15 protein-coding genes are annotated in these 16,540 nt (G+C 46.1%); 5 read left to right on the top strand and 10 right to left on the bottom strand.

Translation table 11 applies throughout. The annotated features are described in order from the left end of the window. Positions 1-11 precede the first annotated feature (11 nt). The 7 genes from ruvX to cymR all read right to left on the bottom strand — a co-directional run bounded on the left by ruvX (position 12) and on the right by cymR (position 7,612). Positions 12-428 carry a Holliday junction resolvase RuvX gene (gene ruvX / locus AAHF22_RS17835; RefSeq protein ID WP_347326378.1) on the bottom strand — a complete coding sequence of 139 codons (417 nt, stop codon included), beginning with the start codon at positions 426-428 and terminating at the stop codon, positions 12-14. Between the two features lie 20 nt (positions 429-448). Continuing rightward, complete coding sequence (locus AAHF22_RS17830; protein ID WP_188776137.1) at positions 449-709, bottom strand: IreB family regulatory phosphoprotein; 261 nt, start codon at positions 707-709, stop codon at positions 449-451. Between the two features lie 271 nt (positions 710-980). Further along, positions 981-3,608, bottom strand: a complete 2,628-nt coding sequence (gene alaS, locus AAHF22_RS17825) for an alanine--tRNA ligase (RefSeq protein WP_347326377.1) — start codon at positions 3,606-3,608, stop codon at positions 981-983. A gap of 979 nt (positions 3,609-4,587) precedes the next feature. After that, entirely contained in the window at positions 4,588-4,791 is a 204-nt protein-coding gene (locus AAHF22_RS17820; protein WP_188776135.1) for a YrzR-like zinc ribbon domain, read from the bottom strand. 170 nt (positions 4,792-4,961) lie between these two features. Next, a complete protein-coding gene (locus tag AAHF22_RS17815) occupies positions 4,962-5,468 on the bottom strand; it encodes a PRC-barrel domain-containing protein (protein WP_347326430.1) in 507 nt (168 codons plus the stop codon). 120 nt (positions 5,469-5,588) lie between these two features. Continuing rightward, the gene (locus tag AAHF22_RS17810) at positions 5,589-6,734 is read right to left on the bottom strand and encodes a cysteine desulfurase family protein (RefSeq protein ID WP_347326376.1); all 1,146 of its coding nucleotides are present in this window, start codon (positions 6,732-6,734) and stop codon (positions 5,589-5,591) included. Positions 6,735-7,192: 458 nt separating this feature from the next. Next, complete coding sequence (gene cymR, locus AAHF22_RS17805; protein WP_347326375.1) at positions 7,193-7,612, bottom strand: cysteine metabolism transcriptional regulator CymR; 420 nt, start codon at positions 7,610-7,612, stop codon at positions 7,193-7,195. 362 nt (positions 7,613-7,974) lie between these two features. Here cymR and mnmA point away from each other — a divergent pair, with 362 nt between their 5' ends. From mnmA to AAHF22_RS17785, 4 genes are all read left to right on the top strand, one after another. Then, positions 7,975-9,099 carry a tRNA 2-thiouridine(34) synthase MnmA gene (gene mnmA / locus AAHF22_RS17800; protein WP_347326374.1) on the top strand — a complete coding sequence of 375 codons (1,125 nt, stop codon included), beginning with the start codon at positions 7,975-7,977 and terminating at the stop codon, positions 9,097-9,099. A 361-nt stretch (positions 9,100-9,460) separates the two neighbouring features. After that, a complete protein-coding gene (locus AAHF22_RS17795; protein WP_347326373.1) occupies positions 9,461-10,444 on the top strand; it encodes a LacI family DNA-binding transcriptional regulator in 984 nt (327 codons plus the stop codon). Positions 10,445-11,003: 559 nt separating this feature from the next. Further along, positions 11,004-12,248 (top strand): MFS transporter, encoded by a 1,245-nt coding sequence (locus tag AAHF22_RS17790; RefSeq protein ID WP_347326372.1) that lies wholly within the window; start codon positions 11,004-11,006, stop codon positions 12,246-12,248. Positions 12,249-12,484: 236 nt separating this feature from the next. Next, positions 12,485-13,984: a glycoside hydrolase family 32 protein gene (locus AAHF22_RS17785; protein WP_347326371.1), complete on the top strand. Its 1,500-nt coding sequence runs from the start codon at positions 12,485-12,487 to the stop codon at positions 13,982-13,984. A gap of 197 nt (positions 13,985-14,181) precedes the next feature. Here AAHF22_RS17785 and AAHF22_RS17780 read toward each other — a convergent pair whose 3' ends face one another. Then, a complete protein-coding gene (locus AAHF22_RS17780; RefSeq protein WP_347326370.1) occupies positions 14,182-14,544 on the bottom strand; it encodes a winged helix-turn-helix transcriptional regulator in 363 nt (120 codons plus the stop codon). 309 nt (positions 14,545-14,853) lie between these two features. Here AAHF22_RS17780 and AAHF22_RS17775 point away from each other — a divergent pair, with 309 nt between their 5' ends. Beyond that, positions 14,854-15,426, top strand: a complete 573-nt coding sequence (locus tag AAHF22_RS17775; protein WP_347326369.1) for a flavin reductase family protein — start codon at positions 14,854-14,856, stop codon at positions 15,424-15,426. Positions 15,427-15,724: 298 nt separating this feature from the next. On the opposite strand, the gene crcB (AAHF22_RS17770) is transcribed toward AAHF22_RS17775, so the two are convergent. Then, the gene (crcB, locus tag AAHF22_RS17770; protein ID WP_347326368.1) at positions 15,725-16,099 is read right to left on the bottom strand and encodes a fluoride efflux transporter CrcB; all 375 of its coding nucleotides are present in this window, start codon (positions 16,097-16,099) and stop codon (positions 15,725-15,727) included. Beyond that, complete coding sequence (gene crcB / locus AAHF22_RS17765; protein ID WP_347326367.1) at positions 16,089-16,484, bottom strand: fluoride efflux transporter CrcB; 396 nt, start codon at positions 16,482-16,484, stop codon at positions 16,089-16,091. The genes crcB (AAHF22_RS17770) and crcB (AAHF22_RS17765) overlap by 11 nt, the downstream gene beginning before the upstream one ends. Positions 16,485-16,540 lie beyond the last annotated feature (56 nt).

Raw genomic sequence — 16,540 nt, 5'->3', positions numbered from 1 at the left:
ATTAACCACCCTCACCCTTTACTTTTAGAATCCAAGTAATTTTGCAAAATCAAGCTCGCAGCCATTTTATCAATGACTTGCTTGCGTTTCTTGCGGCTTACGTCAGCCTCAATCAAAGTTCGCTCGGCCGACATCGTCGTAAGCCTTTCATCCCATAGGTGAACAGGCAGATGCACAGATTCCCGAAGATGTTCTGCAAATTCGATACATATTTGACCACGGGGACCGACACTTCCATTCATATTCTTAGGAAGCCCTACCACGATCTCGCTAATCTCATGTTCTTGAATGAGTTCAGCAATCCGTTCGTCGACTGCCGTATTGCGCTGGCGGTCAATGACCTCAACGCCTTGAGCCGTCCATCCAAACGCATCACTGACTGCGACACCGATCCGGCGATCTCCGTAATCCAGACCTAATATTTTCATGATGTGTTTACGCTCCGTCTCTACCGATGACTGGCCAGGTAGGAACGGACCAGCTCTTCAATTAATTCGTCCCGCTCTTTTTTGCCAATTAAGCTGCGTGCATTGTTATGCCGGGGAATATAGGCGGGGTCCCCGGAAATGAGATAGCCTACAATCTGATTAATCGGATTGTATTCTTTCTCCACCAGTGCATCATACACGGTGAGCAGTATTTCTTGTGACGAGCTTTCGTGCTCATCACCTTTGACATTAAACTTGACCGTTTTGTCCATGGAGTCCACTCGCTGACACCTCGCTTTTTCGGAATAGTGTATGAACACACTTCCTCAAAATGGAATCCCCTGATGTTCATGTTGATTCTTTATCATCATAACACATCAAGGGATGTACAAGGAATATTTACGTTCAAACTAATCGAAAAGTTACAGAATTTTAAAGTATTAACACATAAATGCCAAATTTTCAGCGACGATTGCGGTTATATCGCTTTTGCCGCTTCTATTGTCAACTCGTCTATTCCACTATTATGCGTGCATAGCTATCTGCTATTGCTTAAACGGAAGCAACATGCTTCTTCGCTGCTTCCAGCGCTTCGCCCAGCTTGGAAGCATCTTTACCGCCGGCTTGCGCCATATCTGGGCGCCCACCGCCACCGCCGCCGCAAATCGCAGCGACTTCTTTGACAAGCTTGCCTGCATGCAGTCCGCGTTCGATACCGGATTTCGGGACAACGACCACAAAGTTTACTTTGTCTTCGATCGCGGCGCCGAGTACGAGTACCGCTTCCGGCAGCTTCACTTTCAGCTCGTCTGCCAGACCGCGCAATGCATCCATGCTCGGTGCCTGCACTTCTGTTGCCAGTAATGGTGTGCTGCCGACTGTCTCAACTTGATCCGTCAATTGTCCAGCTTCGATCAGGCTCAGCTTGCTTTGCAGCGATTCGTTTTCACGACCGAGATCGCGAACTTGCTGATTCAGCGCTTCGATCCGTTTGGGTACATCATGTACGTTCGATTTGAGCTGTACTGCCGCCTGTTTAAGAATATCCAGCTGGCTGTCGAGGAACATATAGGCCAGACGACCGGTTACCGCTTCGATCCGGCGTACACCGGAGCCGATGCCGCTCTCGGAAACGATTTTGAACAGACCGATACGGGAAGTGTTGTCCACATGACAACCGCCACACAGCTCGATGCTGTAATCGCCGATTTTGACTACGCGCACGATATCGCCGTATTTTTCACCAAACAGTGCCATTGCACCCATTGCTTTCGCTTCATCGATAGCCGCATAGTTAATTTCCACATCCAGACCTTTCCAGATTTCCTGGTTGACGCGACGCTCGATGTCTGCCAGTTCTTCCAGTGTTACGCTGCTGAAGTGAGAGAAGTCAAACCGCAGACGCTCTGCTTCAACGAGTGAGCCGGCTTGATTCGCATGGTTGCCCAGCACTTCTTTGAGCGCTTTGTGCATCAAGTGGGTAGCGGTATGGTTTTTAATAATATCGTTACGGTTTGGTGCATCCACCTGAGCCGTGACGGTATCACCGACATGTAGCTCGCCTGAACGAATCGTGACGATGTGCACAGATTGTCCGCGTGGTGCTTTGAACAGCGTTTCTACCGATGCTTCGACCTTGTCGCTGATCAGCAGACCGAGATCGCTCACCTGACCGCCGCTCTCTGCATAAAATGGTGTTACATCCAGAATGACCTGCACCGTCTGACCTTCGCCAGCGCTCTGGGCAAAAGCTTCATCTGCAATGATCGCTGCTACGGTCGATTGTACGGTCAGTTGCTCATAGCCGATAAACTCACTTTTCGCGTCCAGTTCAGACAGTACGCCACCCTGTACTTTCATACTGCCACTATCCTGACGTGCAGCACGCGCGCGCTCACGCTGCTCTTGCATCGAAGCGTCAAAACCTTCGCGATCCACAGTTAGACCATTTTCAAGTGCATAATCTTCAGTCAGGTCAAATGGGAAGCCATACGTATCATACAATTTGAACGCATCGGCACCGCTGATTGCCGTCTGTCCCTGTGCTTTCGCCTGTTCGCTTAGCTCAGCCAAAATGTTCAGACCGTCGGACAGTGTTTCGTGGAAACGCTCTTCCTCGGTACGGATAATTTTCTCAATATAATCACGTTGCTCAACGACCGTTGGGTAGTATGTGCCCATCACATAGCCTACCGTTTTCACGAGGCTGAACAGGAACGGCTTATCCAGACCGATCACTTTACCGTAACGAACCGCACGGCGCAGCAGACGGCGAATCACATAACCGCGTCCTTCATTAGAAGGCAATACACCATCACCTACAGCAAAGGTTACAGTACGGATATGGTCAGCGATGACTTTCAGTGCCACATCTGTATCGTTGTTTTGCTTGTACGTTACACCTGCAATTTGTGCCGTTTCTTGAATCATCGGCTGGAACAGGTCTGTATCGAAGTTGGAATCCACATCCTGCAAAATGGAAGTGAAGCGCTCCAAACCTGCACCGGTATCGATATTTTTGTTAGGCAGCGGTGTGTAGCTACCATCTTTATTATGGTTGAATTGGGAAAATACGAGATTCCATACTTCCAGGAAACGCTCGTTTTCACCGCCCGGATACATTTCTGGATCATTCGGATCAAGCGCGCCATACGCATCGCCACGATCATAGAAAATCTCGGTACATGGACCACAAGGACCTTCACCGATATCCCAGAAGTTGTCTTCCAGCTTGATGATGCGTTCTGCCGGCAAACCGATCTTCTCGTTCCACAGTTTGAACGCTTCCTCATCTTCAGGATATACCGTTACAGACAGACGTTCTGGATCAAAACCGATCCATTCCTTGCCGGTCAGAAATTCCCATGCCCATGTGATCGCTTCTTCTTTGAAGTAATCGCCGATCGAGAAGTTGCCCAGCATTTCAAAAAAGGTATGGTGACGACGTGTTTTACCGACATTCTCGATATCATTCGTCCGAATACATTTTTGCGAGTTCGTAATACGCGGGTTATCCGGCTGAATACGGCCGTCAAAATAAGCTTTCAGCGGTGCCATCCCTGCATTGATCCACAGCAAAGATGGGTCGTTAATCGGTACAAGCGGTGCACTCGGTTCTACTTTATGTCCTTTGCTCTCAAAAAAAGCGAGCCATTTGGAACGAATTTCACTTGCTTTCATAAATAGCGAGCCTCCTTAAGTATAGCGTTTGACCATGCAAACGCATGTGTTCGGTGTATAAACAGATTCTCGTAGCAGCATCAAACGATCGATCCCCATCTGAGCCAGCCACCTTGTACGGGAACCCTGTAAGGCCCGGAATCTAAAAAAACGCCCCTGTCGATAGATCAGGGACGGTATTCTTGTATTTCCTGAAACGGCTTCTCCCTGCACCCTTTTTTGTTATGCCAAGGCTGTGCTGTGTACAGCAGGCGCTACCACCATCATCTGTTATTCCAGAGTACAGTCGCCGTCTGTTATGCCGCTTCCAGCTGCCCTAACGATGATACCAAAAGATATCACACAAAGGATATGGCAAGACAAGCGAATCTCCTGTCTTTTACTAGGCAGTGGACGGTAAAAAAGAGGTATGCCTGGATACCTGTTTCCGCCGGAATCGCTAGCCTTTCAGCGGAAGTTCACGATTTTTCAACAACCTATATCAGTATATCCAGCGTATCCGGCTCTGTCAATCGCAGACACCCTAGACAGCAAGGCATGAAAAGCGCTTGCGATCGGTGCTGTAGCAGGCTAATGAGAAGGCTAGATACATCACTACTAGATCACATCACTATCTGCTAAACGATCATCCATTCAGGGCAATGAACAAGAAAACCTGCTCAGATGAAGTTGAAAAATCGCTTTGATTACAAACAAAGCCGACTTTCCCAGCCGTAACATCGTTCTATTCCTTTTAATTGCTTGTCTTACTCACATCATCCATCCTATCCATCCATACTCTACACATTAGAACCGTACTTTCACTAGTATAAATGCAAAAAAACCTGGAGCAGTCGATACGCATCATTCATGCGCATCAACCGTCAAGGTGTAAACCGGGTCGATAGCCCGCTGTTATCGTAGTATGTATAAGACGATGATTGTACAGCCGTATTCCCCGATGATGTTCGTTCATTAAACTCCCATTGCTTGTCGTCGATTATGAAGACAAAGGAAGCTGAGCAGCTACTGCCGGATGTTCAACAAACAGATCGTCCAGCGAGCTAAGTGTACCGTCTTCTTCCACCTGATACACTGACATTTTACCGTTATTTACGGTTAGTTCAATAAAACAGCCCCAGCAATAAAATTGATGCGAGCCGATTTTCCCAATATCTTTGGAACTACAGTTTGGACATTTCATTCCGCACTCACCCTATCCGTCTACAAGTTTGGGCAGCCAGCCTTACGGCGCAGCACCTCATTTCCGGCGCTTCCTCCATCTACAACATGTATCGCTTTGCATCCGTCTGCTCCATTAGCAAGGTTGCTCAAACTCATCTGTAGTGGTCTCTCCGCTGTGCTAGCTACAGTTTACAGGCATTCTTCCAGTCGTTGATCGCTGGCTACCGGCGTCATAATGGCGCTTTCACCAAAAGAGATCTGGTCACTGATCGGAAGCCATTTTCTTCCGCCAATCAGATCGGAAATAAAACCGTCGCTAATTTCGATCCCGGTAATGCTTTTACCCAGTTCAGGATTAAAGTAAACATCGGACACATATCCGAGCATGGCTCCATCACTGGTGAGAACCGGCAGCTCTTTGAGCTTGCGATTCCCGATAAGGAATGTATGCTTGATATCGTCAGCCGCCGTCTGGCGCACTGCCTGTTGATTACGAATCATAATGGCATCATTGCCAAAGCTGACCACGTCTTCCCATTTCACCGTACGAACCTGTAGTGAAAACAGTCCTTTGCCTTCCAGCTCGAAGCCGTAGACGGACCAGTCTTCATGCACGATAAAATCGTGGATTTTGCCTAGCTGCTTGCCGTCTTCTACGTCAAACACAGCAAGTCCGATCATGCTTTGAATCTTCAACATATGCAGGACCTCCTGGGCGCACATTTTGCACGGAGTAAGCTTTAAACACTTACGTCCGGCCGGTGGCGTTAGCCGACATCTATCCTCCCTTATTCACCTGACAGGGGAGCCCTTCCATCATTTACGCAGCCGTTTTAAAATGGTTGCAATTTTTTGTGCGGTTTCTTCCATTTCCTGTGTAGTATTACCCAGTCCAAAGCTAAAACGAATCGCGGATTGTTGTACATTTTGCGGCAAATTCATCGCCTGTAATACATGAGATAGCTCCAGCGAACCTGATGTACATGCCGATCCGCTGGCAGCGGCAATCTGCTGCATGTCCAAATTCATTAACATCGTCTCGCTCGTAATGCCCGGAAAACTCATATTCAAAATATGTGGCAGTGATTGTTCCAGCGGTGTATTGATCACAAATACATCACTACCTGCCTGCTCGGTCAGCGCTTCAATGAATGCCGCACGCAGTTGATGCACACTTGCCATGCGCTCTTCCAGCTTGTCTGTAGCAAGCTGCACGGCCTTAGCAAAGCCGGCGATACCTGCCAGATTTTCCGTACCTGCACGACGCTTGCGCTCCTGCAAACCGCCATAAAGCAGCGGCTCCAAACGTGTGCCCTGACGTACATACAGAGCGCCGATTCCTTGCGGGCCGTTAATCTTGTGCGCCGAAAAGCTGATCAGATCGACCGGCAGCTCCTGGCAGTTGATCATCGCACCACCGAGCGCCTGTACCGCATCGGTATGAAAAATAACATCGTGCGATCGTGCCAGTTCGCCGATCTCGTGAATCGGCTGTAGCGTTCCGACTTCGTTATTGCCAAACATAATGCTAATCAGAATCGTATCCGGGCGAATCGCTGCCCGCAGCTCATCCAGCCGTATCTGTCCCTGTGTATCCACAGGCAGATAGGTCACTTCATATCCACGCTTCTCCAATGCTTCACATGCGTGCAGTACCGCATGATGCTCAATGCTGGATGTGATGATATGACGACCTTTTTCCTTCATCGCTTCGGCTGCACCAAACAATGCCATATTATCGCTCTCTGTACCGCCTGCGGTAAATACAAGTTCATTAGGATGACAACCGAGCCGCGTCGCCATCAGATCGCGTGCACTACTAACGATGCGCTTTGCTGCGCGGCCATATCCATGCACACTGGATGCATTACCATATGTGCCGGTCATTACATTTAACATTTCCTGCGCCACCTCTGGATGCACCGGTGTGGAGGCAGCATGGTCAAGATAGATCGAAGTCATTACATTCACCCTGTCTTTCGTTAAAATATAGGATCGTTCTGTGTTTATAACGTCTGGAAATCATTACATTTATACTAATCGCGGGCTACGCCAATTCATATGCATAGTAGCCGCTCTTCGCTACGAAAAGGTAACAATGGAACAGGACGACGTACTATCGTAGTAGTTGGATACCAAGCTCTATGCCAATCGCTTATTTCCCTATTTCATTTTGCGCTACATTTTTTCATTGTGCGCTACATTTGCGTAATTTCACAGCGCAAAATTCAACAAAAAACGGAAGGGTTCCGCGCCTGAGCTACGGTCCTTCCGCTACATACGGTTCGGAATAGGGGATACCTTCATGTATAGCGAGCATGCTCGCTACTACGGGGACTCCGCTTCCAAATGCACATCCTGTACAATCGTATACATATGTTCATTCCACATCTATACGATGCAGAGCATTTCAATCCTAATTAGATATAGAACATGTAATTGTCTTCCGCGCCTTCGTCCTGATAGCTGATCAGATCTTTCAGCGTTGTCGAGTCGATGACGCTGGCAATCGCATCGCGAATTTGCAGCCACAGGTGACGCTTCGCAGCGACATCTTCATCGGTAAAATCAACAACGGAAATCGGACCTTCCAGCACGCGGATGATCTCACCTGCTGTAATGCCTTCCGGATCACGCGACAAAATATATCCGCCATACGCACCACGAATACTTTTGACCAGACCTGCATTACGCAGTGGAGCGATCAATTGCTCCAAATAATGCTCGGATAGCTGATTTTTCTCGGCAATACTTTTCAGCGAAGTTGGACCTTCTCCAAAGCGGGATGCCAGCTCCATCATAATCGTCAGACCGTAACGTCCTTTAGTTGAAATTTTCATTATCGCACCTCGTCTCATTTGACCAAAATCATGAACGATTGTTGCCTTATTGCTGTTGCTTTATTTCATTATCACAGTTATAATTAGCAGTTGCACATATGCTATGCATTTTCATCAATTCAGTGTATTCCGATCATTTTTCTATTCTATCGTAACATAAACGAATACGGTTTGGGAAATGGATTTGCTGTATATGTGGAAATAATAATCATCTATGGTGCAAGGCAGCCAACCGATGCACCGCCGGCACTTCAATCCGGTTCAATTTTAGTGTTAGTGATCTTCTAACACGAGTTGAAATGAAAAAAGGATTTTTGCGAAGCAAAATATCCATAATGATTAAACGAGGATGTGATATGCAAATGGCAAAAGAAATTTCCGAAACCCGTGTCGTAGTCGGTATGTCCGGCGGCGTGGATTCTTCGGTCACCGCACTTCTGCTCAAACAGCAAGGCTATGATGTAATCGGTATTTTTATGAAAAACTGGGATGACACCGACGAGTTCGGTAACTGTACCGCTGAGGACGATGCAGAAGATGTCCGCCGTGTGTGCGAACAAATCGGCATTCCTTATTATACGGTCAATTTCGAGAAGGAATATTACGATAAAGTATTCGCCTATTTCCTCGACGAATATAAACGCGGCCGCACGCCGAACCCGGATGTCATGTGCAACCGTGAAATCAAATTCGGTGAGTTCCTCAACAAAGCGCTTGATCTCGGTGCAGACTATGTCGCTACCGGTCACTATGCGCGTGTTATCGAGCAAGATGGTCGCTTTACGCTGCTGCGCGGCGTTGACAACAATAAAGATCAAACATACTTCCTCAATGCGCTGAATCAACAGCAGCTTTCCCGTGCGATGTTCCCGATCGGCCATCTGCCGAAGCCGGAAGTTCGCCGTATTGCTGCCGAAGCGAATTTGTATACAGCTAAGAAAAAGGATAGTACCGGCGTGTGCTTTATCGGGGAACGTAATTTCCGCGAATTCCTGAGCAACTACTTGCCAGCACGCTCCGGCGATATGGTTGATATTGCAACTGGCGAAGTGAAAGGCAAACATGATGGACTGATGTACTACACATTTGGACAGCGTCAAGGTCTCGGTATAGGCGGTTCGGGTAACGGACAACCGTGGTTTGTCGCAGATAAAGATCTGGAACGTAATATTTTGTATGTCGTACAGGGCGATGCTCATCCAAGTATGTACTCCACTGGACTGATTGCATCTGGTGTAAACTGGATCGATGGTAGTCCACCGGCACCGGGCACAACGCTGCAATGTGCTGCTAAATTCCGTTATCGTCAACCGGATCAAGGGGTTACACTGACCTGGCAGGAAGATGGTCATGTGCATGTACAGTTCGATGTACAGCAAAAAGCGATTACGCCAGGGCAAGCCGTTGTCTTTTACGATGGCGAGGTTTGTCTAGGTGGCGGTACGATTGAAGTTGCTGAAAAAGTGCCTTATGAGGCGCTTGTGTAAATTTGCCGATGTAAAGTAAATGAAAAAGCCTACTTTCAAGTCTGTCCTATGGACAAGCGTGGAAGTAGGCTTTTTAGCTTTTAGCTTTTTAGCTTTTTAGTTATTGTGCATCTCACCATGAACCGATCGGGAATCTGCGATCAGAGCGCTGATATGTACACCGATTGAATTCACCAGAACTTTAGTCATCTATTTTATAAAGAAACCGCTTATCGTTTTGATCAATCTAGAACTTGTATGCAAACTATTGAGCTGTACAGATCGTAGCTGCTTGGATTCCCCTCCTGTCGCCTGTATGCAACAATCCTTTTGTTGCCTATAGGCAAGTGGTATACTGAGAGAAAAAAAAGGAGACTGCCGCATGAAAGCCAAACTCGAAGATGTTGCCCGACTCGCCGGTGTGTCGCCAACTACGGTATCCCGCACGATGAACAATCGAGGGTATGTTAGTGAAGCTACTCGGATGAAAGTGCAGAACGCGATGGAAGAATTGAATTATTTCCCGAACGATCTGGCGCGTTCATTGTTTAGCAAACGTACCCATCTGATCGGATTGATTTTGCCAACGACAGCGAATCCTTTTTTCGCGGAACTGACATTTCATATTGAAAATTTATGTGCGGCACAGGGTCTTAAAGTGCTGTTATGCAACAGTCTCAATCAGATCGACAAAGAAGAACAATATGCTGAAATGCTCATTCGGAATCAGGTGGACGGCATTATTGTAGGCACACATAACCGCGGCATTTCCAACTATAAAAGAGCCAATCTAGCGGTCGTAGCGATTGACCGCTATCTGTCCGGTACGATTCCTGTTGTCAGCTCGGACAATTATGAAGGTGGCAAACTTGCCACACAGCGCTTGATCGATCGTGGATGTCAGCATATTTTGCATTTTAACGGCCCTGCTGAATTGGAAACCCCTGCACAATTGCGTCGTAAAGCGTTTGAAGACCTGATGCAAACATACGGATTACCCCATCATACATATGAGCTGGAGCTGCCCTTAGATCGTGATCATCAGCTGTCGGTTATCCGGCGCGCATTCGATGAACATCCTCAGGTTGATGGCGTATTTGCGAGTAATGATATGATTGCCGCTTCGGTTATTTATGAGGCCGGGGTTCGGCATCTGTCTATTCCAGATGATCTGAAAGTGATCGGATATGACGGAACGACGATCGTCTCTTCGCTCATGCCGCAGTTGACGACGATCTGCCAGCCCATTGAAGACATTGCACGTACTGCGATTGACGTATTGCTGCGGGAAATTGAAGGTGAATTTGACGGAATCGCTTATCAGACGATATTGCCGGTAAAGGTATATGATGGTTCTACGGCTTGAGTTGCTGAAGTGACTCGGTCAGAGGATATGCTCATCCACAAGTAGATCGGTATGTCTAACGGCTTGCAGGTACAACTGTATGGCGGTTGATCTGACATTGGGTTGACGATTGTCACAATAGATAACCATCAAAAACAACTTAAAAACGATAAATACATTTCATTATACAAATTAAATCCTGTACCTGAACGCCTTCATCATAGAAGGCGTTTTTTGACGTACAACGCAGTTTATAAGAACGGTCTGCTGTCTGCTGTCTGCTGTCTGCTGTCTGCTGTCTGTTCAATTGTACGGGCAACCAGAGCTTTTATGGCAATATTCATTTTCATACTCCTAAAATTAACACCGTGAATGTTACGAATGAGCTTAAAAGATTTCACCGTTTTACGCAGATACAATCGCATATTTTGGCTTTTTACATAATAATTTCGCAATCCATCTTCAGCGATTTCACCATCCACTTCCCTTCTGACATCAATATGAAAGCGGTTGACATATGAAACCGGTTGACATATAATTCGACCAAGAAAGCACTTACATGAATGAGGGAGCGAATGATATGTCCGTATCCAAAAGTTTGTACTGGAAGCTCAGCCTTTACTTTTTCTTCTTTTTCGTATGTTGGTCCTCCAGCTATTCACTGTTCTCGATCTGGCTTGGACAGGAGATGAAGCTGACGGGTACGCAAACCGGGCTTATTTTTTCTGTAAACGCTATATTTGCTTTATGTGCGCAACCACTCTATGGTTACATTTCCGACAAAATTGGATTAAAGCGCAATATTTTGTTGTTTATTAGCTTATTGCTTGTATTTACAGGGCCATTCTTCGTGTTTGTATATGCTCCATTGCTGCAAGTGAATGTATGGCTTGGCGCGATTGTGGGCGGATTATTTTTGAGCGTTGGTTTTCTTGCTGGAGTTGGAGCGATTGAAACATACGTGGAAAAAGTAAGTCGCAAATACGGATTTGAATACGGACGTTCACGTATGTGGGGTTCGCTTGGCTGGGCAGCCGCTACGTTTTTTGCCGGACAATTGTTTAACCTGAATCCAAACATTAATTTCTGGATTTCATCGCTCTCTGCGGTTGTGCTTGTCGGTATCATCCTGTCACTCCGCATTCAAGTGACGGAAAATGAGCTGGAAAAAGCCGCTTCAGTCAAAATAAAAGATATCGGCACATTGTTCACTCTTCGTCCGTTCTGGTATTTCATTCTGTATGTAGTCGGTGTTGCCTGTGTATACGGCGTGTATGATCAACAATTCCCGATCTATTATTCATCGCTGTTCCCAACTCATGCGCTGGGCAACCAGGTATACGGGTATTTGAACTCGTTTCAGGTGTTTTTGGAAGCCGGTATGATGTTTATGGCTCCATTTATTGTGAATAAGCTGGGGGCTAAAAAGTCGCTTATTCTTGCTGGACTATTAATGGCACTGCGTATTATCGGCTCCGGGCTTGTATTTGAGCCGATTGGCATTTCTGCTGTGAAACTGATCCATGCGCTGGAATTGCCGATTATGCTCATTGCCATTTTCAAATATTTGGCGGCGCATTTTGATACACGTCTATCGTCGATTTTGTATCTGGTCGGCTTTCAATTTGCTTCCCAGGTCGGTCAAGCGGTATTATCACCGATTGCCGGCTCATTGTACGATGATATGGGCTTCCGTCATACGTATTTGATCATGGGTGCATTGGTGTTGCTGTTTACCGTGATCTCTATTTTCACCCTGTTTAATGACAAACAAAAAGCATCCAAACTTCATCAGCCACTCGAAACGACACAGCCATTAACGTAAACGAAAAGTTTGGATCATGGAGCAGTCTCGCAATGATCAATATTTCAGGATCTTCGTTTGAGTTCATTCGAAAAGGTTGTCAGGTCGTCCAGCTATTCTAGCGTGAGTTTATCCTATGATGAGGTCGTTTGGTCGTCCTAGCACGAGACTATTCCTATCATAGGGTCGTCTGGTCGTCCTAACGCGAGTTTACACTGTCATGAAATTAGACTGCATATTTTGAAGGAGGAAATTCTTTGTCTACTTTACATCCTATACAACATGCCGCTCAGGCACTTCAGCTTGCTGGAGAGAACATCAACCCGCAGTATCGTCCTGGTTACCATATTGCCGCTCCTGCCAACTGGATCAATGATCCGAATGGCATGATTCAGTTTAACGGGGAATATCACGTATTTTATCAGCATCATCCTTACGACGAGCATTGGGGTCCAATGCACTGGGGACATGTAAAAAGTAAAGATTTGATTCACTGGGAGCATTGTCCAATCGCGCTTGCACCGGGTGACGAATGTGACCGGGATGGTTGCTTTTCCGGTAGTGCTGTCGACGATAGCGGCGTGTTGACGTTAGTGTATACAGGTCATCATTATACAGATCGTGAAAAAGATCTGTTCACCCAAAATCAAAATATCGCGTTCAGTCATGACGGTATTCATTTCCATAAATATGAAGCCAATCCGGTCATCGCAGCGCCGCCAGCCGATAGTGCTCATCATTTCCGTGATCCTAAAGTGTGGAAACATCAAGACACCTGGTATATGGTGCTTGGCAATGCGACGAAGGATGGGCATGGCCGCGTTATTCGCTATCACTCTGCTGATTTGCGCCAGTGGACGTATGATGGCATTGTGGCTCAAAGTGACGGTACGCTCGGATTTATGTGGGAATGCCCGGACTTTTTCGAACTGGACGGTCGGCATGTGCTGCTGATCTCACCTCAAGGCATTGAGCGCACCGCTGAACGCTATCTCAATCTGTTCCAGACGGGTTATCTGATTGGTGATTATGACTATACAACGAATGATTTTCAGCATGGTGAATTTCATGAACTGGATCATGGGCATGATTTTTATGCGGTCCAAACGTTGCTGGATGATCAAGGGCGACGGATTGCGATCGGCTGGATGGATATGTGGGAGTCGGATATGCCGACGAAAGCGCACGGCTGGGCAGGTGCACTAACATTGCCGCGTGTGCTGAATGTCGATGATCGCGGACGACTGCTAATGAATCCAGTTGAGGAAATGAAGCTGCTTCGTCAGGAACAATTTTCGCTGGGAGAAGCATTTACTGTAAAGGATCATTATCATGTAACGATGAACGAATCATTGCTGGAAATCCGTGCTGTATTCGATCTGAACAACAGTGATGCGGAAACAGTCGGTCTGACACTCTACAGTGATACGGACGATCAAACCGTCATCCTGTACGATATCGCTAATGAGAAGCTGATTCTGGATGCTTCGCAAGCGGGCAAACCGCAGGATGGTATACGAACAGCGCCATTACAACGCGCAGCATTGCTTACATTACGTATTTTCGTCGATCGTTCTTCGATTGAAGTGTTTGCTAATGATGGAGCGGCAACGTTGACGAGTCGTATCTATCCACAGGGAAGTCCTGCCAGGATCGAACTGGTGGCAACGGATGGGCAAGCGCTAGTTCAGGAATGGACATGCTGGTCGTTGCGCGATATCTGGCATCATGCTGATGCTGACAACACTGCCAAGTAATCGCTCACGTTCATAAGCCAAAAGCTCTTTTATGATCCGGTATGCCTTTTAGCAAGGCTTAGACTGGTGGACATAGAAGAGCTTCTGGCTTTTTTACGATGTAAGCGAGACAGGATACGATCTTATTTGTTTCCACTTCGCAATTGAGATCATTTCATCCATACGATAGCTAGCATTTGAAATAAATGGCTTGTGACTTATAGTTCGTCATCTATATGATCTGCTCCCCATTTGCAAAGCACTTGCAGAGCAGGGATAAGCGACTTGCCACGCTCGGAAAGATAGTACTCCACTTTAGGCGGTACCTGCGAGTATTCATGGCGTATAATGAGCGAATCTGCTTCCAGCTCTTTTAATTGATTGCTAAGCATTTTGTGAGTAATGCCTTCAAGTGCTCTTTTCAACTCACCATAACGCATAATGTCTTCCTTCAATAATAAAAATAAAATGTGCAATTTCCATTTACCGCTAATGAGCGATAAGGTGTACACAAACGATTCATTACTATTTTCTCTGCCATTTCTTATCTCATTTTCGCTGGTTGTCTCATTTTGGAACATCCAATACTCTCCTTTTTGATAGTATCTCACCAAAAAGTGCATACTATTCTTTTTTTGTGCTTCTATTATACTACATACTATAACTGAGCAGAGGCATCTTAAACATGAAACAAGCCAGATGAATGCTAATCAAACAGGGATGTTATTTTTTGATTCATTCTGCAATAGTTAGTTCACTTTTGGAAATAAAATGAGACATGCTCGGAATGAAAGAAAAATATATTAACTGTCGATCGGTAATATTTTGTTTGTCCATGAAATGCCCAGTACAAAATAAACTAGCAATGAAAATGAGAGGGAGAACGAGTAATGGCAATTCAGCCTGTTGATTTAAAAAAAGCATACCGTTTATTGCAAGTAGGTCCAACAACGATGATTTCTGCTAAACACGATGGGATCGCCAATGTGATGGCAGCCGCCTGGGTTGGTCTGGTCGGAAATAATAAAGTGATGGCATTTATCGGTAAACAAGCGTTCACACGCGAACTTGTTGAAAAGAGTGGTTATTATGTCGTGCATATCCCCACTGTTCAACAGATGGAAACGGTCTTGTATGTTGGTGAGCACAGTTCCAAACAAATAAACAATAAACTTGATAACATCCCCGTATTTTATCAGGAAGAATTTGATTTACCGCTCGTTGAAGGTTCCGCTGGCTGGCTAGTATGCAAGGTTATCCCAAACTTTGAAAATGAACAAAACCATGATCTTTTTATGGGTGAAATTGTTGGGGCCTGGAGTGATGATCGAGTATTTAACAATGGACATTGGATATTTGATGATGCTCCTGATGAATTGCGTACTATACACTATGTGGCTGGCGGTCAATTTTATGCAATCGGAAAAGGGACTAAATTTGATCACGGACCTGGTAAAGATTAAGCATGATCTGTCCATTAGATGACCGTCCTTTTATTCAAGCTGAAGCATACTGGGAACGTACTATATTATTGAACTGGACTTCGAGTACATGATGCTCCATACGTTAAGAGAGTGAGCAGGTTCAGAGCTTTGGAGCTTTACTTTCAATGAATAGCTTAAATCGATTTGCTCACATATACTGATGCGCTGATCGCTTTCAATACGAAGTTTAACGTCGTATAGCAGAAATGCATTTCAAATATAATTCAGTTGTATCTGTTCATACACTAAAGTAAATCCAAACTGGAATTGGCGCGTGTCAACGTACCACGCCAATCCCATGCCCCAGCCACAACCCTACACCGGCAAGCGCCATCCCAACGACATACGAAAGACATAAATAGCCAATCAGCATCTTATACTTTCGCTTCAAATGCAGCTCCATATTTTCCAGTTTAAATGTGGAAAAGGTCGTATAACTGCCCATAAAACCTGTTCCGATCAACAGCTGCCAGTGGCTACCTGCGCCTGAACCGACAAGCACACCAAGCAAAAATGAACCGCTCCAATTGATGAGCAACGTCGCCAGTGGAAATTCCATTGGCCAGCGTTTTTTCATCCAGCGGGATAGTAAAAAACGGGCTAATACGCCGAATACTGCACCCAGTGCGACAAATCCAATATTAACGAGCATTGGCGTTAGCCTCCTTTCGCGATAGCAGGCGTTCGCTGCATACAAAGCCAAGCCATGTGAACAGCAGACCACCGATCAGACTGGCTCCGATATATAACAATGCAGTCATATACAGCTGGCGTTCGATCAACTGGATACTTTCCAGACTGAATGTGGAAAAGGTCGTGTACGAACCGACAAAGCCGGTGCCCATAACCGTGACCATATTTGAGGATACATGGGGCAAACGCGCGATATAACGCATGACGATGGCGAGTAAAAAACAGCCAGTTAAATTGATTAGCAGTGTCGCGATTGGAAATCCCTGGCTAGGAATAAGCACTCCGATCAGATAACGACAGATTGCGCCCAGAACACCGGCTACCGCTACAAGTACATACAGCATGATTCCACTTCCTTTTCATCTTTATGCTCATTCTCTGGTTCTTTTTCTTGTTCTTT

Origin of the sequence: Paenibacillus wenxiniae (assembly GCF_039822605.1) — a bacterium.
Classification (GTDB): domain Bacteria; phylum Bacillota; class Bacilli; order Paenibacillales; family Paenibacillaceae; genus Saccharibacillus; species Saccharibacillus wenxiniae.
Note: the sequence above shows the minus strand (reverse complement) of the source record. Positions and strands in the feature narration are given on the sequence as shown.